16 protein-coding genes and 5 pseudogenes are annotated in these 21,160 nt (G+C 73.6%); 7 read left to right on the top strand and 14 right to left on the bottom strand.

All coding sequences use genetic code 11. The features are described from left to right. Positions 1–52: 52 nt before the first annotated feature. A complete protein-coding gene (gene ddaH, locus ACOBQU_RS27815; RefSeq protein ID WP_423630620.1) occupies positions 53–880 on the bottom strand; it encodes a dimethylargininase in 828 nt (275 codons plus the stop codon). A 312-nt stretch (positions 881–1,192) separates the two neighbouring features. Next, positions 1,193–1,372, bottom strand: coding sequence for a DUF6243 family protein (locus ACOBQU_RS27820; RefSeq protein WP_423630622.1), 180 nt, complete (start codon positions 1,370–1,372; stop codon positions 1,193–1,195). A gap of 268 nt (positions 1,373–1,640) precedes the next feature. Between ACOBQU_RS27820 and ACOBQU_RS27825 the strand changes: the two genes are divergently transcribed. Then, the gene (locus tag ACOBQU_RS27825) at positions 1,641–2,273 is read left to right on the top strand and encodes a TetR/AcrR family transcriptional regulator (RefSeq protein ID WP_423630624.1); all 633 of its coding nucleotides are present in this window, start codon (positions 1,641–1,643) and stop codon (positions 2,271–2,273) included. On the opposite strand, the gene ACOBQU_RS27830 is transcribed toward ACOBQU_RS27825, so the two are convergent. Then, complete coding sequence (locus ACOBQU_RS27830) at positions 2,260–3,180, bottom strand: glycerophosphodiester phosphodiesterase (RefSeq protein WP_423630625.1); 921 nt, start codon at positions 3,178–3,180, stop codon at positions 2,260–2,262. The genes ACOBQU_RS27825 and ACOBQU_RS27830 overlap by 14 nt on opposite strands. Before the next feature lie 178 nt (positions 3,181–3,358). On the opposite strand from ACOBQU_RS27830, the pseudogene ACOBQU_RS27835 reads away from it, so the two are divergent. Then, positions 3,359–4,104 (top strand): annotated as a pseudogene (locus ACOBQU_RS27835) (bifunctional DNA primase/polymerase). Positions 4,105–4,137: 33 nt separating this feature from the next. Here the strand turns inward: ACOBQU_RS27835 and ACOBQU_RS27840 are convergent. From ACOBQU_RS27840 to ACOBQU_RS27870, 7 genes are all read right to left on the bottom strand, one after another. After that, positions 4,138–5,109, bottom strand: a complete 972-nt coding sequence (locus ACOBQU_RS27840; RefSeq protein ID WP_423630627.1) for a hypothetical protein — start codon at positions 5,107–5,109, stop codon at positions 4,138–4,140. Further along, entirely contained in the window at positions 5,015–5,971 is a 957-nt protein-coding gene (gene efeU / locus ACOBQU_RS27845; RefSeq protein WP_423630629.1) for an iron uptake transporter permease EfeU, read from the bottom strand. The genes ACOBQU_RS27840 and efeU overlap by 95 nt, the downstream gene beginning before the upstream one ends. Positions 5,972–5,975: 4 nt before the next feature. Continuing rightward, positions 5,976–7,217 (bottom strand): iron uptake transporter deferrochelatase/peroxidase subunit, encoded by a 1,242-nt coding sequence (gene efeB / locus ACOBQU_RS27850; RefSeq protein WP_423634757.1) that lies wholly within the window; start codon positions 7,215–7,217, stop codon positions 5,976–5,978. 44 nt (positions 7,218–7,261) lie between these two features. Next, positions 7,262–8,425, bottom strand: coding sequence for an iron uptake system protein EfeO (gene efeO / locus ACOBQU_RS27855; RefSeq protein ID WP_423630631.1), 1,164 nt, complete (start codon positions 8,423–8,425; stop codon positions 7,262–7,264). A gap of 85 nt (positions 8,426–8,510) precedes the next feature. After that, positions 8,511–9,371, bottom strand: a complete 861-nt coding sequence (locus ACOBQU_RS27860) for a heme ABC transporter ATP-binding protein (RefSeq protein ID WP_423630633.1) — start codon at positions 9,369–9,371, stop codon at positions 8,511–8,513. After that, entirely contained in the window at positions 9,368–10,375 is a 1,008-nt protein-coding gene (locus ACOBQU_RS27865; RefSeq protein WP_423634759.1) for a FecCD family ABC transporter permease, read from the bottom strand. The genes ACOBQU_RS27860 and ACOBQU_RS27865 overlap by 4 nt, the downstream gene beginning before the upstream one ends. Positions 10,376–10,463: 88 nt before the next feature. After that, positions 10,464–11,477: a heme/hemin ABC transporter substrate-binding protein gene (locus tag ACOBQU_RS27870; protein ID WP_423630635.1), complete on the bottom strand. Its 1,014-nt coding sequence runs from the start codon at positions 11,475–11,477 to the stop codon at positions 10,464–10,466. 97 nt (positions 11,478–11,574) lie between these two features. Between ACOBQU_RS27870 and ACOBQU_RS27875 the strand changes: the two are divergent. The 3 genes and pseudogenes from ACOBQU_RS27875 (at position 11,575) to ACOBQU_RS27885 (ending at position 15,427) form a co-directional block, all read left to right on the top strand. Continuing rightward, a pseudogene (locus tag ACOBQU_RS27875) lies at positions 11,575–13,025 on the top strand (HtaA domain-containing protein). Between the two features lie 244 nt (positions 13,026–13,269). Beyond that, positions 13,270–14,655, top strand: a pseudogene (locus tag ACOBQU_RS27880) (HtaA domain-containing protein); the annotation flags it as partial. 82 nt (positions 14,656–14,737) lie between these two features. Then, positions 14,738–15,427 (top strand): PhzF family phenazine biosynthesis protein, encoded by a 690-nt coding sequence (locus ACOBQU_RS27885; RefSeq protein ID WP_423630637.1) that lies wholly within the window; start codon positions 14,738–14,740, stop codon positions 15,425–15,427. 196 nt (positions 15,428–15,623) lie between these two features. Here the strand turns inward: ACOBQU_RS27885 and ACOBQU_RS27890 are convergent. Together ACOBQU_RS27890 and map are read right to left on the bottom strand one after the other, a co-directional pair. Further along, a pseudogene (locus ACOBQU_RS27890) lies at positions 15,624–16,292 on the bottom strand (heme oxygenase (biliverdin-producing)); the annotation flags it as partial. A 198-nt stretch (positions 16,293–16,490) separates the two neighbouring features. After that, positions 16,491–17,348: a type I methionyl aminopeptidase gene (gene map / locus ACOBQU_RS27895; protein ID WP_423630639.1), complete on the bottom strand. Its 858-nt coding sequence runs from the start codon at positions 17,346–17,348 to the stop codon at positions 16,491–16,493. A gap of 58 nt (positions 17,349–17,406) precedes the next feature. Between map and ACOBQU_RS27900 the strand changes: the two genes are divergently transcribed. Beyond that, positions 17,407–17,640, top strand: a complete 234-nt coding sequence (locus tag ACOBQU_RS27900; RefSeq protein ID WP_423630641.1) for a hypothetical protein — start codon at positions 17,407–17,409, stop codon at positions 17,638–17,640. A gap of 263 nt (positions 17,641–17,903) precedes the next feature. Here the strand turns inward: ACOBQU_RS27900 and ACOBQU_RS27905 are convergent. Together ACOBQU_RS27905 and ACOBQU_RS27910 are read right to left on the bottom strand one after the other, a co-directional pair. Continuing rightward, a pseudogene (locus ACOBQU_RS27905) lies at positions 17,904–19,143 on the bottom strand (MFS transporter). Positions 19,144–19,345: 202 nt separating this feature from the next. Further along, the gene (locus tag ACOBQU_RS27910) at positions 19,346–19,951 is read right to left on the bottom strand and encodes a hypothetical protein (protein WP_423630643.1); all 606 of its coding nucleotides are present in this window, start codon (positions 19,949–19,951) and stop codon (positions 19,346–19,348) included. Between the two features lie 79 nt (positions 19,952–20,030). Between ACOBQU_RS27910 and ACOBQU_RS27915 the strand changes: the two genes are divergently transcribed. Next, complete coding sequence (locus tag ACOBQU_RS27915) at positions 20,031–21,116, top strand: sialidase family protein (RefSeq protein ID WP_423630644.1); 1,086 nt, start codon at positions 20,031–20,033, stop codon at positions 21,114–21,116. Positions 21,117–21,160: the final 44 nt, after the last annotated feature.

A 21,160-nucleotide genomic window follows, 5' to 3' on the forward strand; every position in this document is an offset into this window, starting at 1 on the left:
CGGGAAGGCGGTGCGGACGGACCCGGCCGCCCGCACCTCGTGGCGGCGGGCGTCAGCCCGTCCGCAGCTCCTGCGTGCAGCACTTCACGCTGCCGCCGCCCTTGAGCAGCTCGCTCAGGTCCATGCCGATCGGCTCGTAGCCGCGTGCGCGCAGCGGCTCGAAGAGACCGGTGGCGGCCTGCGGGAGCAGCACGTGCAGGCCGTCGGAGACCGCGTTGAGGCCGAGCGCCGCGGCGTCCGGCTCCGTGGCGATGAGCGCGTCGGGGAACAGCCTGCGCAGCACGGCCTGGCTGCCCGGCGAGAACGCCGCCGGGTAGTACATGACGTCGTCCGTCGCGTCGTCCAGGACCGCGAGCGCGGTGTCCAGGTGGTAGTAGCGGGGGTCGACCAGGTCGAGGCCGATGACGGGGCGGCCGAAGACCTCCTGCGCCTCGCCGTGGGACAGCGGGCTGGCGCGGAAGCCGCGGCCCGCGAGGACGTAGGAGGACGTGACGGCGAAGTCGCCCTCGCCCTCGTTGACGTGGGTGGGCTCGTGGACGTGGGTGAAGCCGTGCGCGCGGAACCACTCCAGGTGGGCCGCCGCCTCCGGCTGGCGCTCGGGGTGGGCGAAGCTCGCGCCCAGGACCCGGCCGTCGACCACGGTGGCGCCGTTGGCCGCGTAGACCATGTCGGGCAGGTCGGGGCGGGGCGTCAGCTCCTCGACGGTGTGGCCGAGCGAGCGGTAGCGGTCGCGGAGGTCCTCCCACTGGGCGACGGCGAGCGGGACGTCGACGGGCTTGGTGGGGTCCATCCACGGGTTGATGGAGTACGTGACCTTGAAGTGCGCGGGTGGGCACATCAGGTAGCGCCGGGGTGTGGCGCGCCGGGCAACTCGGTGCAATGAAGGCTCCTCACGAACCGCAGGGGCTGTTGCTGCCCATGGTGCGGTCTGAGGAGCCTTCGCGCAGTGATCTGAGCGGTATGAACCGCGTCGCGGGCGGATATCTCGCGGACGTCTTCCGGCGAACCGGGCCTTCGGGGGGCTTTGCGCCCTGCCCCGGGGCATTTGGGGCCGCGATTTCCACCGGCCCGCCACGGGGAGCGGCCCCCCGGGGTCATGCGTGGCCGTTCGCCGCCCGCGCGGCAGTGCGCGCTACTTGCTGCGGGGGGGGGGCGCTGCTGGTGGCGGGGTGCGGGGCACCCCTCCCGGGGGTCACGTGTCGCCGTTCGCCGTCCTTTCCTGCTGGAGCCTGCGCAGCAGCTCGCGTTTCTGCTGCTGGGGGCTGAGCCCGCCGCCGACGCGGCCCGCGCCGCGCCCGCCGCGCAGTGCGCCGCGGGAGAGGTTGCTGCGGGTGCCGCCCACGCCGAGCATGCCGGATCCGTTTCGCGCCATGGTGGGGCCTCCTGATTCCGTGGTGAGCGCCCCTTCGTGGGGCGTCTGGACCATTCGGCGAGACGTCTCGTCTCGCTGACGGTTCGAGATTAGACGAGACGTTCCGTCTTGTCTAGTCCTTTTCGAGGAGGGTCAGCGCTCTTCGAGGGGGTCAGCGCTTTTCGGGGGCCCAGCGCTTTTCGAGGGGGGAGTAGCGCTTATCGAGAGGGGGTGGGCGCTCTCGCGATTGGTGAGACGCGGCGTCTCGTGGCGCTGCTACATTCGACGCATGGTGACGAAATCCGCCCCTGACTCCACGCGCCGCAGCGAGCGCTCGCGCCGCGCGATCTACGACGCCGCCCTCGCCCTCGTCGGCGAGGTCGGCTACGGCAAGATGACCATCGAGGCCATCGCCGCCCGCGCGGGCGTCGGCAAGCAGACCATCTACCGCTGGTGGTCCTCCAAGAGCGACGTCCTGCTCGACGCCTTCCTTGACCTGGCCGAGCAGGCCAACGCCCAGCTCAGCGAGGAGGCCGGGCTCGACGCCCCCGCGCAGGACATCCCGGACACCGGCGACCTGGAGGCCGACCTCAAGTACGTCCTGCGCGCCACCGTCGACGAGATGACCGACCCCAAGTTCGACGCCCCCGCCCGCGCCCTGGCCGCCGAGGGCGTCGTCAACGAGGCCCTCGGCGCCGAGTTCGTCACCAAGCTGCTCGAACCGCAGCTCCAGCTCTATGTGAAGCGGCTGCGCGCCGGTCAGGAGCGCGGCGAGGTCGCGCCCCACGTCGACCCGCGCATCGCCCTCGAACTGTGGACCGGGCCGCTCGCCCAGCGCTGGATGCAGCGCACCGGCCCGCTCAGCCACGCGTACGCCGACCGGCTCGTCGAGTACGCCCTGTACGGCATCACCCCGCGCTGACCGGGCCGGGAACCGCCGCCCGGCCGCGCCCGGCGCCCCGGGCCGCGCTCTTGGCCGCGCCCTTGGCCGCGGTCTTCGCGGCGCCCCTGAGCGGCGTACGCGACAGCAGGCCCGGCGCGTCCGTGATGACGCCGTCGCAGCCGAGCCGCAGCACGCGGTCGCGCTGCCGCGGCGTGGTCACGGTGTGCGCCCACACCCGGGGGATGCCGGAGTTGACCGCGCGGACCAGGTCGCGGTCGCGCGCCTTGTAGTCCACGTCCAGGACGTCGACGAACGACGCCCAGCGCTCGGGCCGGTCCGAGCGCAGCTGCCGCTGCGAGCGCCACAGCTGCGCCAGCAGGCCCAGGCGGTGCGCGCGCTCGGCCACCCACGGCTTGTTGGAGTTCACGAACACCGACCGGGCCAGGCCCCGCGCGTGGATCATCGCGCCCAGCTCGGTCACGCTCTCGGGGTCCTTCGCCTCCAGCATCAGCACGACCCGGCCGCCGAACCGGTCCAGGACCTCCGCCACCGTCGGCGGCCGCTCCGGCCGCCAGCGCCCCGGCACGCCCCGCGGCGGCCTCAGGCGCACGCCCTGCCACTCGACGCGCGAGAGCCCCCGCACCGGGCCCGTGCTGTACGTCGTGCGGTCCAGGGTCGCGTCGTGCATCACCACCATCGTGCCGTCGCGCAGTATCCGCGTATCGAAGTCGATGACCTGCGCCGTGCCCCGCTCGAACGCGGCCACCAGGCCGGACATGCTGTTCTCGGGGACTTCGAGGGCGCCGCCGCGGTGCGCGGTGTAGACGACCGGCGGGAGCGCGTCGACGGTGAGCGGGCCGCCGCCCCACTCCAGCGGGGCCAGGAAGGCGGTCGGCCCGGTGAGGGCCAGGGCGCTGACCGCTGACAGCACAGTCCGTGTGACCATGGCGACCACCGTAGGAGCGCATATCGTCCCTTAGCGCGCAATGACGCGCTATTCACCCAGCGCCTTCAGCGCCTTCAACCGCCCCGGCTACCCCGGATGGGGGCTACGGCCCCCCGAGGAGCAGGATGGTGCGACCATAGGTCATGCTGATCCGCACGACGGCGAGGTGAGGGGATAGATGGGCGCTGAGTTCGGCCGGACGTCCGGCGCGCAGGGCAGGATCTCCCAGTGGCTGCGCCGACGGGGCCGCTCGGGCGCGGACGGTGACGCCGAGAACGCGCGCCGTGAGGACCTGCTGCTCGCCGTCGCCGCCGCGGGACTGCCGCTCGCCCCCGCCGCGCACCCCGTCGGCTACCGATGTTCCTGCGACCGCATCGGCTGTCCCACGCCCGCCCGGCACCCCGTCTCCTTCGCCTGGCAGACGCAGTCCACCACGGACCGCGCGCAGATCGAGCGCTGGGCCCGGCACCAGCCGGGCGCCAACTTCATCACCGCGACCGGCATGGTCCACGACGTCCTCGACGTGCCGCTGGACGCGGGGCGCGCCGCGCTGGAGCGGCTGCTCGCGCGGGGCGTCGAGGTGGGGCCGGTGGCCGAGTCCGCCGGTGCGCACGACGACGGGCGGATGCTGTTCTTCACCACCACGCGCGGCACGCCCGAGGACGAGGACGAGTGGTGGCCCTGCGAGCTGGACTGCCACCCGGAGACCATGGACGAGCACCCGGGCCTTCGGTGGCACTGCCGGGGGTCCTACGTCCTGGTGCCGCCCGCGCGGCTGCCCGGTGACCTGGGGGTCAGCTGGGTACGGGGGCCGGAGTTCCCCTGCCCGACCCGCTGACCCTGCTGGAGATCCTCACGGACGAATGCGCCCGGTACGCGGGGGAGCCGCAGGACGACGTGGCGGCGTGGCCCCTGCGGGGCTGAGGGACCGGCGCGGCCTGCCCCGGGGCGGGCGCCCTATTCGCCCTTCGCGCCGATCAGGCCCTGCATGCGGCCCAGTATCGCCACCTTGCCCGGCCCCTTCGGGGTCAGGGAGACCTGGTTGGAGACGCGTTCGTGGGTCACCGACTGCTTCGCCTCGCCCTTCATCAGGGCCTTGACGTCGGGGCTCACGGGGACCGTGCGGCCCTTGGAGGCGGTCCACTTCTCGTAGTGGTGGGTGGTGAAGAAGACCAGCGCGCCGCCGTCGCGGGTGCGCAGGCCGACGGGGGCGAAGGCACCGGCGTCGCGCGGCTGGTCCAGGTACTGGACGGCGAGGCCGAGCCGCCGCTTGTTCCGGTCGCGGTCCGCCTTCCACTGCGTGGTGTGCGGCCCGGCCGCGAACGCGTCGCCGCCGGACTTCAGGAACGCCGTGTACGCCGTGCCGAGCCGCCGCGGCGGCACCGCGAGCCCCTTCTGGCCGACGGCGACCGGCTCCGCGTACCCGTCCTCGTCCTTCTTCAGGGCGGGCACGTTCCCGGGCAGGACCAGGTTCAGATAGGTCGCCCGCCACACGTCGTCCGCGCCGGCGCGGGTGAAGGCGATCAGCCAGCGGTAGCCGTCCGGCTTGCGGTTGGCGAGCGCGTCCACGACGAAGAAGCGGGGCCAGCCCGCCTTCTTCGGGATGGCGTACTTCACGTCGGTGAGCCGCAGCGGCACGTGCCGGGCGTTGCCGTCCGGGCTCTGCGCCTGCCGCGCCCTGAGGCCCGCCTGGTTGATGGCGCCGAGCGGGCCGGTGACGCGGGCCGCGTCCAGGGCGGGGTCGTACGCCTTGTCGGCCTTGTTGTACGCCGACAGGAAGTCCTTCAGCGCGCGGGCCGCCTCGGCCCTGGTGGCCGTCGGGATGACCTCGCGCTCACCGTGCACCGTCACGCAGCCCGCCGTCACCGACAGGGCGGTCACCGCCCCCGCCGACACGGCCAGGCGCCTCATCCCGCGAACCCTGATCATCGGACCCCTTCACCTTCCCCTTCCCGGGGCCGAACCCTACCGGGGGCCGCTTCCCGGCGGACGCCCGGGACGGAAGCAGGAACAGGGCGAGCACCGGCACCAGGTACAGGCACCACACGATCACCTGGAGGACCGTCGGGTTGGGCTGGAAGTTGAACACGCCCTTCAGGAGCGTGCCGTACCAACTGTCCGGCGGGACCGCCGCGCTGACGTCGAACGCCTTGTTCCCCAGGCCGTCGAGGAACCGCGCCTCCTGGAGGTCGTGGACGCCGTACGCGAGCACGCCCGCCGCGACCACGACCAGCATCGCGCCGGTCCAGGTGAAGAACTTCGCCAGGTCGATGCGCAGCGCGCCCCGGTAGAACAGCCAGCCGAGCGCGACCGCCGTGAGCAGCCCGAGGAGCACCCCGGCGAGCGGCGCGTGCGTGCCGTCGTTCGACGCCCGCACCGACGCCCACACGAACAGGGCGGTCTCCAGGCCCTCGCGGCCCACCGCCAGGAACGCGGTGGCGACCAGGGCGGCCGTGCCCATCCGGAGCGCCGCGTCCAGGCGTCCGTGCAGCTCGGCCCTGAGGTGCCGCGCGGTGCGCCGCATCCAGAAGACCATCCACGTCACCAGGCCCACCGCGAGGATCGACAGGGACCCGCCGAGCGCCTCCTGCGCTTCGAACGTCAGCTCCTGCGAGCCGAAGGTCAGCGCGCAGCCGAAGCCGAGGGCCAGCGCCACCGCGACGCCGACGCCGGACCACACGGGCAGCAGCGCGTCCCGCCGGTCCGTCTTCACCAGGTACGCGACGAGGATGCACACGACGAGGCTGGCCTCAAGGCCCTCGCGCAGGCCGATCAGATAGTTGCCGAACACGGGCTCACGCCTTTCCGGTGAACAGCGCGCGGCCCCACCAGTCGTCCTTGTCGCGCACCCCGGGCGGGATCGCGAAGACCGCCGAACCGACGTGCTGGATGTACTCGTTGAGGGCGTCCTTCGCCGCGAGCGAGCGCTGCACGGGGATGAACCCCTCGCGGACGTCGCGCTGGTAGGCCAGGAAGAACAGGCCCGCGTCCAGGCGGCCGAGCCCGTCGGTGCCGTCGGTGAAGGAGTAGCCGCGGCGCAGGATGGTCGCGCCGCCGTTGCTGTCGGGGTGCGCGAGCCGCACGTGCGCGTCGGGCTTCATCGCCTTCAGGAACGGCTGGTCGTGCTCCTTGGCCCTGCCGACCGGGGCGCCCTCGGCCTTGTCGCGGCCGAAGACGTCCTCCTGCTCCTGGAGAGAGGCGCGGTCCCAGGTCTCGATGTGCATGCGGATGCGGCGCGCGACGAGGTAGGAGCCGCCGACCATCCAGTCGGGGCCGTCCTTCGCGCCCACCCACACGTGCCGGGCGAGGGCCGCCCGGTCCGTGCCGGAGACGTTGCGGGTGCCGTCCTTGAAGCCCATGAGGTTGCGCGGGGTCTGCGCCTCGGGCGTCGTCGACGACGTCTTGCCGAAGCCGAGCTGCGACCAGCGCACGCTGACCCGGCCGAAGCCGATGCGCTCCATGTTGCGGATGGCGTGCACCGCGACCTGCGGGTCGTCCGCGCAGGCCTGCACGCACAGGTCGCCGCCGCCGCGCGCCTTGTCGAGGTTGTCGCCGGGGAACTTCGGCAGGTCCACCAGCGCCTTCGGCCGCCTGCCCTTCAGGCCGAACTCCTCCCCGTACCTCTCGAACAGGGACGGGCCGAAGCCGACGGTCAGCGTCAGGCGGGACGGCTTGAGGCCGAGGGCCTCGCCGGTGTCGTCCGGCGGCGCCTCGGCGAGCCCGCCGACCGCGCCCGCCCCGACCGGCTTCCCGGCGGTCATCCGCTCCGCCGCCCGCGTCCACTCCTTGAGCAGCGCGACGAACTCCGCGCGGTCTCCGGTCTTCACGTCGAACGCCGCGAAGTGCAGCCGGTCCTGGACGGGGGTCGCGATGCCCGCCTGGTGGGCGCCGTGGAACGGCACGGCCGCGCCGTCCGGGGCCGCGGCCGCCTGCTCGCCGGGGCGGGCCAGCGCCACCGCGCCGCCCGCGGCGGCCGCGCCGAGCGCCAGCCCGGCGCCGCCCCAGCCCAGCAGCGCGCGCCGCGAGGGGAAGCGGATTCGGTCTCCTCAGACATGGCTGAGCCCTCCCTGTCCGAGCCGCGTCACTTCTTCGGGGACGCCACGACGGCCGCGGCCAGTTTCGACAGCGGCTCGGCGAGCGCGTTCACGCCGTCCTGGAGTTCCTTGCGGTCCGCCTTGCCGACCTTGTCGTACGAGGTGAAGTCGTACGACGAGGTGTCCTCGCGGTGCCGGTCGAGCAGCTTGTCCAGGGCCGCGAAGCGGCGGTCCAGCTCCCGGGTGAGCTTCGGGTCGTTCTCCGAGGCGACCGGCTTGAGCAGGGCGTAGGCCTTCTCGGCGCCCTCGACGTTGGCCTTGAAGTCGACCAGGTCGGTGTGCGAGTAGCGCTCCTCCTCGCCGGTGACCTTGCCGGTGGCGACCTCGTCGAGGAGTTCCTTGGCGCCGTTGGCCATGGAGGTGGGGGTGATCTCGGCCTTGCCGACGCGCTTCTGCCAGTCGGTGAGGTCCTTGTCGAGCCGGGTGGCGAGGTCCTTCTCGCGCTTGCCGATCTTCTTGTCCTGCCAGAGCGCGCGCTCCAGGCGGTGCCAGCCCGTCCAGTCCTTCTCGGGATCCTGGTCGTCATCGAGGCCGTCCTCGCGGACGTCGACCTTCGGGTCGATGTCGCCGAAGGACTCGGCGACCGGCTCGGTGCGCTCCCAGCCGATGCGCGAGGGCGCGTACGCCTTCTTCGCCGCCGCCAGGTCGCCCGCGCGCACGGCGTCCGTGAAGACCTTCACCTTGGGCAGCGTCGCGTCGGCCTGGGCCTGCGCGTAGGCGCGGTAGGCGGCGACCGCCCGGTCCAGGCGCGGGTCGCGCCGGGCGGCCTTGCCGCCGCCGGTGGCCTTGACGTCCTGGCGGATGCCGTCGCCCTTCATGCCGGGCTTGCAGGCGATGCGGTAGTCGCCCGCCTTCACCTCGGCGGTCAGGGTCTGCTTGGTGCCGGGGCCGATGTTCTCGCGCTCGGTGACGATGCGGTCGTCGGGGAACAGGACGTAGACCTCGGTGACCTTGGAGCCCTTGTTCTCCACGGCCAGCTCCACGTGCCCGGCCGGGAACTCCTTCTTCGACACCTCGCACGCGTCGTCGCTCGCGGTCACCCTGATGGCGCCCGGGCCGCCGTCGCCGTCGCTCTTCTCGGTGCAGCCGGTGACCGCGGCGAGGGCCGCCGCCGCGGCGACGCTGACGAGGGGAAGGCGGGCGCGGTGCATCAGGGCTCCTGGATCGGGGAAGTGAGGGGAGCCTAACTTAACTGAGCCTTACTTCGGGCAAACCCACGGGCGAGTAAAGCGCCGGTCAAGCCCTCTCCCGGCCATCGGCCTCCCGCACCGGCGCCACCAGCGGCTTCCCGGTCCGGGGGTGCGGGAACACCTCGATCGGCTGCCGGTAGACGGCTGTGAGCAGCGTCTCGTCGAAGACCTCGGCGGGGGCGCCGTCGGCGGCCACCTCGCCGTCGCGCAGCACCACCGCCCGGTCCGCGTACGCCGCCGCGAGCCCCAGGTCGTGCAGGACGACGACCACCGCGTCACCGGCGGCGGCCCGCTCCCGGCAGACCCGCAGCACCAGCTCCTGGTGGCGCAGGTCGAGGGCGGCGGTCGGCTCGTCGAGCAGCAGCAGCGGAGCGCGCTGCGCCAGCACCCGGGCCAGCGCCACGCGGGCCCGCTCGCCGCCGCTGAGCGCGGAGAACGGCCGGGCGGCGAACGCGCCCACCTCCGTGGCCGCCATCGCCTCGCGCACCGCCCGGTCGTCCTCGTCCTCCCGGCGCGTCCCCGCCCAGGGCGCCCGCCCCATCCGGACGACGTCCTCGACGGGGAAGGGGAACGACAGCGCCGCCGACTGCGGCAGCACCGCGCGGCGCAGCGCGAGGTCGGCCGCGGGCCAGTACCCGGCGGCCCGCCCGTGGACGCGTACGCCGCCCGAGGCGACGGGCAGGTCGGCGGCGAGGGCCGCCAACAGGGTGGACTTGCCCGCCCCGTTGGGGCCCACGAGGGCGAGCACCTCGCCCGCGCGCGCGGACACCGAGACGCCTTTGAGGACGTCGCGGGCGCCCAGCGAGAGCCGTACGTCCACGGCCTCGGCGAGCACATCGCCGGGCGAGACCGGCTCGGGCAGCGCCCGCTCCCGCGCTCCGAACAGCCGACTGATCAGGGCGGTCACGCCCAGCCCCCTTGCTTGCGGCGGGTCCTGCGCAGCAGCCAGAAGAAGAACGGGCTGCCGATCAGGGCGGTCAGGACGCCGAGCGGCAGCTCGGCGGGCGCGGCCACGGTGCGGGCCGTGAGGTCGGCGGCGACGAGGACCACGGCCCCGCCGAGCGCGCTGCCCGGCACCAGGAAGCGGTGCCCGGGACCGGCCGCCATGCGCAGCAGGTGCGGCACGAGCAGGCCCACGAACGTGATGATCCCGGCGACGGCGACGGCCGCCGCGGTGAGCAGCGCCACCACCAGGATCAGCACGAGCCGCAGCCGCTCCACGTCCACGCCCAGGTGCCGCGCGGGCCGCTCGCCGAGCGCCAGCAGGTCCAGCTTGCGGGCGTACAGCGGCGCGACGAGCAGGCCGACGGCCGCGCACGGCAGCACCGCGAGCACCTTCGGCCAGGTGGCCTGGGCGAGCGAGCCCAGCTGCCAGAAGGTGATCTGTGAGATCTGCGCGTTGTCCGCGACGAAGACGAACAGACCGATCAGGGCGCCCGCGAACGCGTTCACGGCGATGCCGGTGAGGATCAGCGTCACCACCTCCGTGCGGCCGCCGTCGCGTGAGAGGACGTACACCAGCAGGACCGTGGCGAGTCCGGCGGCGAACGCGCAGGCCGTCACGGTCCAGTTGCCGAGGAAGCCCAGGCCGAGCGCGATCGAGGCGACCGCGCCGACGGCCGCGCCCGACGAGATCCCGATGACGCCCGGCTCGGCCAGCGGATTGCCGAACACGCCCTGCATCAGCGCGCCCGCGCAGCCGAGGGAGGCGCCCACGAGCAGCGCGAGGACCACGCGCGGCAGCCGCACGTTCCACAGCACGCTCTCGGGCACCCGCTCCAGCGCGTGCCCGCCGAGCCCGGCCCGGTGCCGCACGGAGGCGAGGACGTCGCCGAGCGGGATGTCGTACGCGCCGATCCCGGCCGACAGCAGGCACAGCACGACGAGGGCGCAGGCCAGCGCGACGGTCAGGACGTAGGGGGCGCGGCGGCGGGCTGCGCGCGGGGCGTCGGCGGGGTCGGCCGGGGAGCGGGGGCGTCCACCGGTTCGGCGGCGAGGGTCACGTGGCGTCCTTGTAGAGCTGGTCGACGAGGGACTTCAGGACGCGGTCGGTGCGCGGGCCGTAGTTCAGCAGCACGCCGTCCTCGACGGACACCACGCGGCGGTCCATGCCCGCCGGGGTCTCGGCGACGCCCGGGATCTTCACCAGGCCGTCGACGCCGCCGACGGAGTCGAGGCCCTTCGCCATCACGAGGACCGCGTCGGGCGCCGCCTTCGCCAGGGCCTCGCTGGTGATCGCGGTGAAGTCCTTCTCCAGGCCCGACGCCTTGCCCGCGTCGACCGCGCCCGCCGCCTCAAGCAGCGAACTCGCCCCCGACTCGCGCCCGCCGAGCAGATACACGGAGGCCGAGCCGCGCAGATAGAGGAAGGCCACGCGCGGCTTCTCGCCCTGGTCCGGCACGGACCGCCGCACCTTGTCGATCCGTTGTTCCGTACGGGACGTCAGGGCGGCGCCCGCCTCGCGCACGCCGAGCGCCCTCGCGACCGCCTCGATGCGCGGGCCGACGTCGGCGAGGCTCTTGGGCGGGTCGAAGACGACGAGGGGGATGCCCGCGTCCCGGATCTGGTCGATCGCCTCGGACGGTCCCGTCGTGGTGTCGGCGAGGACCACCGTGGGCTTCAGGGACAGCACGCTCTCCGCCGACACGTCGTGGGCGCGCGTCACCACCGGGAGCTTCCTGGCCTGGTCGAAGGTGGCGGTGATGTCCCGCGCCACCACGTTCTCGCCCAGGCCCAGCGTGAACACGATCTCGTTGAGGCTGCCGGTGAGCGGCACGATGCGGCGGGCGTCCTCGACGGTGACCCTCCTGCCGTCGGCGGAGGCGACGGTCGCGGGGAGCTTCGGCCGGGGGGTGTCCTTCAGCGGCTCGACGCGGTCGGCGCGGGCGGCCCTGGCGCGCGGGCCGTCGCCGCCCGCGCTTCCGGAGCCCCCGTCGTCGGAGGTTCCGCATCCGGTGAGGGCGAGCGCGAGTACGGCCGCCAAGGCGCCGACCGTTCTGAGTGAGCGCGGCATGCGCACCGAAGTTCACCGTCCTGTCTCGTGGTTCCCCGTAGAGGTGATCGTAGTTTAGGTTAGCCTTACCTAATTGAGCTAGACCTGGAGGGGACCCATGCCGTCGTCCAGACCGCCGCGTGCGCGCCGCGGCCACGGCGCCCGCGCCGGAGCCGTGGCCGCCCTGGCCGTCCTGACGGGAGCCCTGCTCCCGCCCGCCACCGCGCACGCCGAGGAACGCGCCGTGCGGGGCGGCAGGCTCGACTGGGGCATCAAGTCCTCCTTCCAGAGCTATGTCACCGGGCCCATCGCCCAGGGCAGTTGGAACCTGACGGGCGGCGCCGCCACGGTCGGCGGCAGCCAGTTCCGCTTCCACTCCGCCCAGGGCTCCTACGACCCGGACAGCGGCGCCTTCAGCGCGGGCTTCTCCGGCGGGGTGCACTTCACCGGGCACAAGAAGGGCGGCGGCTACCAGCTCGACCTGACGATCAGCCGCCCCACCGTGAAGGTCAGCGGCGGCCGCGGCACGCTCTACGCCGACATGGTCAGCAAGGAGAAGGGCACCGGAAAGGTCACCTCGACCGCCCAGGTGCCGCTCGCCGCCCTGAACCTGTCCGGCATCGACATGAAGGGCGGCCGCGGCCCGATCGCCCTCACCCACATCCCCGCGACGCTCACCGCCCAGGGCGCCAAGGCCTTCGCCGGGTACTACGCGGCGGGCACCCGGCTCGACCCGCTGAGCCTGTCGACGGACCTGGTGGCGGCGGGGCGGAAGCCCTCCGGCAAGCCGGGTACGAAGCCGTCGGAGAAGCCCGGCGAGGACAAAGGTGAGTCCAAGGCCAAGGCCAAGGGCAAGTCCAAGGGCAGGCCCGCCGGGCGCATCGAGGACGCCGCCGTCGACTGGGGCGTGCGCCGCACCTTCCGCGAGTACGTCTCCGGGTCCATCGCCAAGGGCAGGTGGACGCTGTCCTCCGGTGCCCGGGACGGCGGCGCCCTGTTCCGCTTCCCGCGCGGTGAGGGCACGTACGACGCGAAGGAGCGCACCCTCGCCGCTCGCTTCGCCGGTGCGGTCCGCTTCACCGGCAGGCACGGCCTCGACATCGGGCTGAGCCGGGTGGCCGTCGGCGTCAAGGACGGCAGGGGCACGCTCTACGCCGATGTCGACAGCGGGGACTTCCAGCGGAAGAGGGCGGCGCTCGTCACCTTCGCCGCGAAGGAGTTCGCGCCCAAGGACGGCCTGATCGCCGTCACCGAGGCACCCGCCAGGCTCACCGCCGACGGCGCGAGGGCCTTCGGGTCGATGTACAAGGCGGGCACCGCGATGGACCCCGTGTCGCTGGCCGTCGCCGTTGACAAGAAGGCGGAGCTGCCCGCGCTGCCGGACCTTGGCTCCGCCCCTGAGCCCAAGAAGGCCGCGGGTGGACCGAAGACCGCCCAGGCCGCGAAGCCCGACGACGCCGGTGACTCGGGTTCGTCCGCCGCCCTGCCGATCGCGCTGGGCGGGGAGCGGCGCTGCTCGCGGCGGGCGCGGGCGCCTTCTTCCTCGTACGCCGCCGCCGCGCGGCGTAGTACCCCCCCTTCCCCCTTTTTCCGATCTCCCCCTCTGAGGAGCACTCTGACCATGGCAGCCACCAGCCGCCCCGCAGTCCGCGCGGCCGCCGTCGCGACGGCCGTCGCGCTCGGCGCCACCGTGTTCGCCCTCCCGGCGTTCGCCGCCGACGAGCCCGCCGGGGCCCCCGCGTCTCCCGCGGCGGGCCAGGCCCCCGAGGGCCAGCGGGCGCCCTCGGTGTTCACGATCACCGACGGCTCCCTGGACTGGGGCCTGAAGGAGTCCTTCCGCTCGTATGTCACCGGCATGGCCGCGGGGAGGATAACGGCCAGCGGCGGCGCCAAGCAGGCCCCGGACAACGGGGTGTTCACGTTCACCGGCGCCAAGGGCACCTACGACCTGTCGACCCACGCCACCAAGGTCTCCGCGAAGGGATCCGTCCGCTTCGCCTCCACCGCGCACCGCTTCGACATCAAGATCGCGGACGTGAAGGTGCGCACCAAGGGCACGACGGGCGCCATCCAGGCCGACGTCACGCTCAACGGCACCAAGCAGAACGACATCGACCTCGCCAAGCTCGACCTGACCGGCATCCGCCCCGGCCACGGCCAGGGCGGCGCGATGACGTTCAAGGACATTCCGGCGAAGCTCACGGCCGACGGCGCGAAGGCGTTCAACGGCATGTACCAGGCGGGTCAGGCGCTCGACCCGGCGACCCTGACCGTGGTGCCCGGCGGCCCCGCGCCGCAGCCGTCCCCGTCCCCGAGCACCCCCCAGAAGCCGGAGCCCAAGCCGAAGCCGACGCCCAGCACCAAGCCGAAGCCCAAGCCGACCCCCGAGCCGAAGCCCACCTCCACCCCGACCAAGCCCGGCCGCACCGACGGCACAATCGTCGGCGGCAAGCTGTCCTGGGGCATGAAGGAGAGCTTCCGCCGCTATATCTCCGCCGGAGGCGAGGTGAAGGTGGCCAAGGGCGCCAAGAAGAAGGCGAACGGCTACGACTTCCCGTACGCCAAGGCCGACTGGAAGGCCTCGGCCAAGAAGCTGAACGCGTCCTTCGGCGGCAGCGTGCGGTTCCTGTACCGGGGCCACGGCATCGACATGACGTTCAGCGACGTGAAGATCAAGGCGAGCGGCACCAAGGGCGCGCTGTACGTCGACGTCAAGACGCCGAGCCGCACCAGCGATGACGTGAAGTTCGCGACGCTCGACCTGTCCCGGGTCTCGTACGCCGCCAAGAACGACGTGGTCCTGATGAAGAAGGTCCCGGCGCGGTTCACGGCGGCGGGCGCCCGGCAGTTCGCCAACGACACCGTCGGCTCCCCGTACAAGGCGGGCGATCGCATCGACCCGGTGACCGTCGCGCTCACGCTGTCCGACGGCGCCCGGATCCCGTCGTCGACGGACGGCTCCGGGGGCACGGGCGGCTCCGGCGCGTCCGGCATGGGCGGTGACAACGGGCCGGTGGCGAGCGGCTCGGTGGGCGGCGGTGGTTCCGTGGGCGGCGGCGCCGCCGACTCCCTCGCGGAGACCGGCTCCAGCGCGCCGTCCGGGGCGCTGCTCGGCCTCGCGGGCGCGGCCGTCGCGGCGGGCACCGGCGCGGTGTACGTGGCGCGGCGGCGCGGGGCGGGCCACGGCAAGGCGGTGTGACGCCGCCGGTGTGACCCGGTGAACACCCCCTCGGGCGCCGCGTGTTGGCGCGGCGCCCGGGGCTTGGTGCTTCAATGCCCCCGTGAGCGAAGAACGCATACTCGACGTGCCGGACGGCATCGACGTCCTGCACGTCTTCTGCGCGCCCGACGGGCGGTACGGAAACGAACTCGGCGTGGTCCGGGACGGCGGCAAGCTGCCCGCCCGCGAGGACCGGCAGCGGCTCGCCGGGAAACTCGGCTTCAGCGAGACGGTGTTCGTCGACGACCCCGAGCGCGGGGCCGTCGACATCTACACACCCACCACCCGGCTGCCCTTCGCCGGACACCCGTGCGTCGGCGCGGCGTGGCTCCTCGACGTGCCCGAGCTGGTGACGCCCGCGGGGCTCGTCGAGGCCCGCCAGGACGGCGAGTTCACCTGGATCACGGCCCGCGCCGACTGGGCGCCCCCACGGGAGCTGCGCCGCTACGCGACGGCCGCCGAGGTGGACGCCCTGCCGGTGCCGCCCTCCGGGACGTGGGTCTACGCCTGGGCGTGGGAGGACGAGTCCGCCGGACGCGTGCGCGCGCGGGCCTTCCCCGGCCGGGACGACGGCATCACGGAAGACGAGGCGACGGGCGCCGCGGCCCTCCTGCTCACCCACCACCTGGGCCGGGCCCTCAACATCACCCAGGGCCGGGGCTCCCAGATCCTGACGGCCCCGGGCCCCGGCGACATGATCGAGGTGGGCGGCCGGGTCAGACTGCGCGGCGCGGGCCCGTCGGGCGTCTGAGGCGGAGGCGCGCCCATTCAGCCTGTCGGGCGTCTGAGGTCGAGGCGCGCCTATCCAGCCTGTCGGGCGTCTGAGGCGGAGGCGCACCCATTCAGCCCGTCCGGCGTTTGAGGACGAGGCGCGAAGCGCCAACAAGGGGGAAAGGGGCGCAGCCCCATACGGCCCCCGGCGGCGGAGGGGGGTTCTCAGGCCGCCTGGGGAACTCGTCCCCGAGCCCACGGAAGAGCGCCGTGTTCAGGGCGAACGCCCGCTGGCACTCGTCCACGATCCGCTGCCGCTCCAGCTCGTCCGGCACCACCACGTCCACCTGGTCGAGCAGCTCGCGGTAGGCCCGCTTGAACGCGGCCGGGTTGGAGATCTGCTCGAAGACGTAGAACCGCACGCCGTCGCCCTTGCGGGCGAAGCCCCAGGTCTTCTCGGCCCTGCCGCGGATGATCTGGCCGCCGGACAGGTCGCCCAGGTAGCGCGTGTAGTGGTGGGCCACATAGCCGCCGGGCCAGGTGCGGGCGCAGGTGCGGATCCGGGCCGCGTACGCCTCCGTGGCGGGCAGGGCCGTCGCGCAGTCCTGCCAGCCGGGGCCGAGCAGATGCGTGAGGTCCCGCTCCAGCTCGGCCACGCGCAGCAGCTCCGGCCTGATGAAGGGGCCCGCGACGGGGTCCTCGCGCAGGGCGGCGGCGCCGTCCTCCAGGGCGCGGTAGACGAACCACAGCTGCTCCGTGTACCGCGCGTACGCGTCCACGCCGAGGCGGCCGCCGAGCAGGTCGCTCATGAACGTCGACGTCTCCGCCTCGGTGTGCGCCGCGTGGGACGCGGTGCGGATGAGGGTCGAGAACGACGGGTGGTCGGTGACCGACGACGAGTCCATGGGGACCTCCGGTGCCGAGGACGGACGGGAAACCAGTGTGGCCAGGACCGATCATGCAAGGTTAGGCTTACCTAAGTCAACTGGTTCCCGACGTCTTGTCGGTAAAAAGAGATCGCCGCCCGGCTGACATCAGGGCAGCAAGACGGCCCGGCGCGGTGTGCGCCGGGCCGTCCGTCCGGGATCACGCGGGGGGCGGGGTCACGGAAGCGTGAGGATCTCCGCGCCGGTGTCCGTCACCACCAGCGTGTGCTCGAACTGAGCGGTCCGCTTCCGGTCCTTGGTCACGACGGTCCAGCCGTCGTCCCACATGTCGTACTCGTGCGTCCCGAGCGTCAGCATCGGCTCGATGGTGAACGTCATGCCGGGCTGGATGACGGTCGTGGCGTGCGGGCTGTCGTAGTGCGGGACGATCAGGCCGGAGTGGAACGACGAGTTGATGCCGTGGCCGGTGAAGTCGCGGACCACGCCGTAGCCGAACCGTTTCGCGTACGACTCGATGACCCGGCCGATGATGTTGATCTGGCGGCCGGGGCGGACCGCCTTGATCGCGCGGTTCAGGGACTCGCGGGTGCGCTCCACGAGCAGCCGCGACTCCTCGTCCACGTCGCCGACCAGGTACGTCGCGTTGTTGTCGCCGTGCACCCCGCCGATGTACGCCGTGACGTCGAGGTTGACGATGTCGCCGTCCCTCAGCACGGTGGAGTCCGGGATGCCGTGGCAGATGACCTCGTTGACCGACGCGCACAGCGACTTCGGGAAGCCGCGGTAGCCGAGCGTCGACGGGTAGGCGCCGTGGTCGCACATGTACTCGTGCGCGATGCGGTCGAGCTCGTCGGTGGTCACGCCGGGCGCGATCGCCTTCGCGGCCTCCGCCATGGCGCGCGCGGCGATGCCGCCCGCGATCCGCATCCGCTCGATGGTCTCCGGGGTCTGCACCTCCGGCCCCGTGTACGGCGTCGGGGCGGGCTTGCCGACGTACTCCGGGCGCGCGATGCCCTTCGGGACGGAACGGGTGGGGGACAGCTCCCCTGGTACGAGCAGTGACTGGCCAGACATGCCAGCGAGTCTAACGAGCGGGGATGGGGCAGCATGGCGGGAGAGAAAGGAGCCGGACATGCCCCTTTTCAAGCGGCGCACCACCGGGAAGCCGGGCGAGTGGTACTACTGCCTGGAGCACAGGAAGGTCGAGGAGGGGCCGGAGTGCCCCGGCAAGGACCGGTTCGGGCCGTACGCCTCCCGGGAGGAGGCCACCCACGCGATGGAGACGGCGGCGGAGCGGAACCTGGAGTGGGAGACGGATCCTCGCTGGCACGATGCCGACGGGGCCCGTCGGGAGGGCGGCGGTTGAGCCCCACCGGCGCCCGCCGCCGCGCGGGGCCTTCCCCCCTCTCCCACCCGCCCGCCCGTGACTCTCTGCCGAGGGGTGGACGCCCCTGGCGGGGGGTGAGCGCCGTCGGCGGCTGCGGCTGCGTGGGCTTTTTTCCTTCCCACCCGCCCGCCCGTGACTCTCTGCCGAGGGGTGGACGCCCCTAGTGGGGGCTGGTCACCGTCGGCGGCTGCGGCCGGGCGGGACGGGTGGGCACAGCCCCAGGTGCCAGGTGCCCGTTCGTGTCAGGCCTGCGCGGCAGCGGCCCGGCGGCGGGCGTCGGTGTCCGTTTCGGCGTCGTACGACAGGAGCGACGGCAGGGCCGCGCACAGCGCGCCCACCGCCGCACACGACGCCACCGGACCAGACCGCCGACCGCGTCCCCGTCCAGCCCGCGGCGGCGCCCGCGCGCACCTGGCCGAGCTGGGGGCCGACGCTGTAGGACAGGACCTCGATCCCGGCGAGGCGGCCGCGCAGCCCGTCCGGGATGGTCTGGTTCCAGATGGTGCTGCGGCCGAGGCCGCTGAGCATGTCGCCCGCCCCGGCGAGCGCGAGGGCGCCGAGGACCAGCCACACGTGGGACAGCAGGCCCGCCGCCGTGATCGCGAGGCCCCACAGCGCCGCCCCGCACACCACGAGCAGCCCGTGCCGCCGCACCCGCGAGGCCCAGCCACTGGTGAGGCTGAGCAGCAGCGACCCGACGGCCCCCGCGGCGTACATCAGCCCGAGCGACCACTCGGCGTCCAGGTCGTCGGCGAGGAAGGGGAACAGGGTGTTGGGGAAGGCGAAGACCATGGCGGCGCCGTCGATGGCGTACGTACCCAGCAGCACCGGCCGCGACCAGGCGTACCGCGCGCCCTCGGCGAGCCCCCGCAGGGACGGCTTCTCGGCGTCGTGCGCGGCGGGCGCGGGGGCCAGGCGGGTGCACAGCGCCACCGACACGGCGAAGGCGGCGACCGTCACCGCGTACGCGCTGGCGTGCCCGGCGTAGGCCACGACGACCCCGGCGAGCGCGGGCCCCGCGATGGCGCCGAGGTTCCAGCGCAGCGAGTTGAGCGCGGCGGCGGCCGCGAGCTGCTCGTGCGGCACGATCCGCGCCAGCAGCGAGTCGAGCGCGGGGCGCTGGAGCCCGGCGAGGCCCGAGACGCCCGCGGCCACCACGTACAGCGGCCACAGCAGCGGGCTCGGCAGCAGGGCGTTCACGAGCAGGACGACGGCGAGCGCGCCGAGCGCGGCCTCCGTCAGGAGGATCACCCGGCGGCGGTCCACGGCGTCCGCGAGCGCGCCCCCGTACAGACCACAGACGATCAGCGGGACCAGCTCCACGGCCCCCATCGCGCCGACGGCGACCGGCGAGTCGGTCAGCTCCTTGATCTGGAGGGGCAGGGCGATCATCGCCATGAAGCTGCCGAAGTAGGTGACGATCCCCTGCACCCACAGCAGCCGGAAGTCACGGCTTGACCGCCAGGGGGACAGGTCGGGCAGGATCGCGGTGAGACGTTTCACGAGGGAACATGCTGAGCCGCGCCCACCCCCGGGAGCAAACGATTTCTCCGCCCGGGAGCGGCCGACTCCCCAGGGGGGGCCAGGGGGCTGGCCTTCTGCTTTCGGGAAAGGGGCCTGCTTTCGGGAAAGGGGCGCCCGCGCGCGGAGCGCGCTCATGGACACGGCGGGGCGCGCCGCGAGGTCACCACCGGGCGGGCGGCGGCGTCGTCAGGTGGTCCGCGAGGCGCGAGAGGCGGTCGCGCACGCGCCGCCGCCCCCGCCGCACCGGCGCCACCCCGTTCTCGCCCGCCGCCGCGCTCACCAGGTGCTGCACCGTGTCCACGTCCAGCTCCCCGTCGCGCGGCACGGCCAGCGCCTCGTGGGCGAGCGCGTCCAGGTCGTCGTCCGGCGCGCCGAGCGCGAACACCGTGGCGCCCGCCCGCCGCGCGCCGTGCACCCGCGTGAGCAGGTCGGGCGCGGGCACGCCGGGCGCGACCACGAGCAGCGTCTCGCCGCGCCGCGCCGCCGCGACCCGGTCGAGCCCCACCGCGAGGTGGGCGGGCCCGCCGGGGCGCGGCCGGTGCCGCACCAGGGTCGGCGCCAGCTCGGGCGTGCCGGACCAGGCGGCCTCGTCGTCGAGGTGGGCGGCCAGGTGCCACGGCTCGTACTCGCTGGTGCCCACGAGCAGCAGGCCGCCGCCGCGCGGTACGACGCTGGAGCGCAGCGCGGCGGCGAAGCGGCGCGTGGCACCCGGCCACTCGGTCCCGGAGAGAACGTCGCGCAGCAGCGCGACCCGTACGGCGTCCATGGGGGCGCATACTGCCTCAACGGGTCAATCGTCAGCGGGCGTTCACCGGGAATTCCCCCGGGTTGGGGAAGGGGTGGGGATGTCAGTGGAGACAGTTGAGGTTTCTGTTCCGTTCCGGGCCGGGCGTGAAGGGTACGCCAGCTTCCGGATCCCGGCGGTCGTCCGTACCCACGGCGGCGTCCTCCTCGCGTTCTGCGAGGGCCGCGTCGGCTCGGCGGAGGACTTCGGGAACATCGACATCGTCCTGAAGCGCTCCCTCGACGGCGGCCGCACCTGGGGCCCGCTCCAGGTCGTCGGCGCCAACGGCACCGACCTCGCCGGGAACCCCGCGCCCGTGGTGCTCGACACCGGACGCGTCCTGCTGGTGCAGGTCAGGAACGCCGCCGCGGCCACCGAGGAGGCCATCCGGCGGGGCCGGGTCGCCGCCCCGGACGGCCGCCGCGTCTGGGTGCAGCACAGCGACGACGAGGGGCTCACCTGGTCGACGCCCCGGGAGATCACCAAGCAGGTGAAGCGGACGAACTGGCGCTGGTACGCGACCACGCCGGGCCACGCCATCCAGCTGAGCGGCGGCCGCGTCGTGGTGCCCGCCAACCACTCCCTGCCGCCCACCGGCACGGACGGCGGCACCGAGGGCCGGTACGACGGCGGCCACTGCCTGCTGAGCGACGACCGGGGCCAGAGCTGGCGCATCGGCTACGTCGACGACAACACCAACGGGTACATCAACGTCAACGAGACCACCGCCGCCGAACTCCCCGACGGCCGCGTCTACTTCAACGCCCGCAACGACTCGCCCGCCCCCGGCACCCGCGCCGACGCCCACTCCGAGGACGGCGGCCGCACCCTCGTCAAGCCGTTCCGCCCCCAGGCCTGCCTCACCGGGCCGGTCGTCGAGTGCAGTGTGCTCCAGGTGCGCGACCCCGACGTGCTGCTGTTCTCCGGCCCCGCCGAACCCGGCTACCGCGCCCGCATGAGCCTGCGCCGGAGCGAGGACGACGGCACCACCTGGGACCTCGCCCACACCGTCGACGGGCTGCCCGCCGCGTACTCCGACCTCGTCCGCGTCGACGAGGACACGCTGGGACTGCTGTACGAGACGGGGGACTTCAGCGCGTACGAGACCATCACGTTCCGGCGGATCCCGCTGGACTGGGTCACCTGAACCGCGGGCCCGCCCGGGACCGGCCGCCGCACCCGCCGACGTAG

This window comes from Streptomyces sp. G45 (assembly GCF_049542095.1).
Classification (GTDB): domain Bacteria; phylum Actinomycetota; class Actinomycetes; order Streptomycetales; family Streptomycetaceae; genus Streptomyces.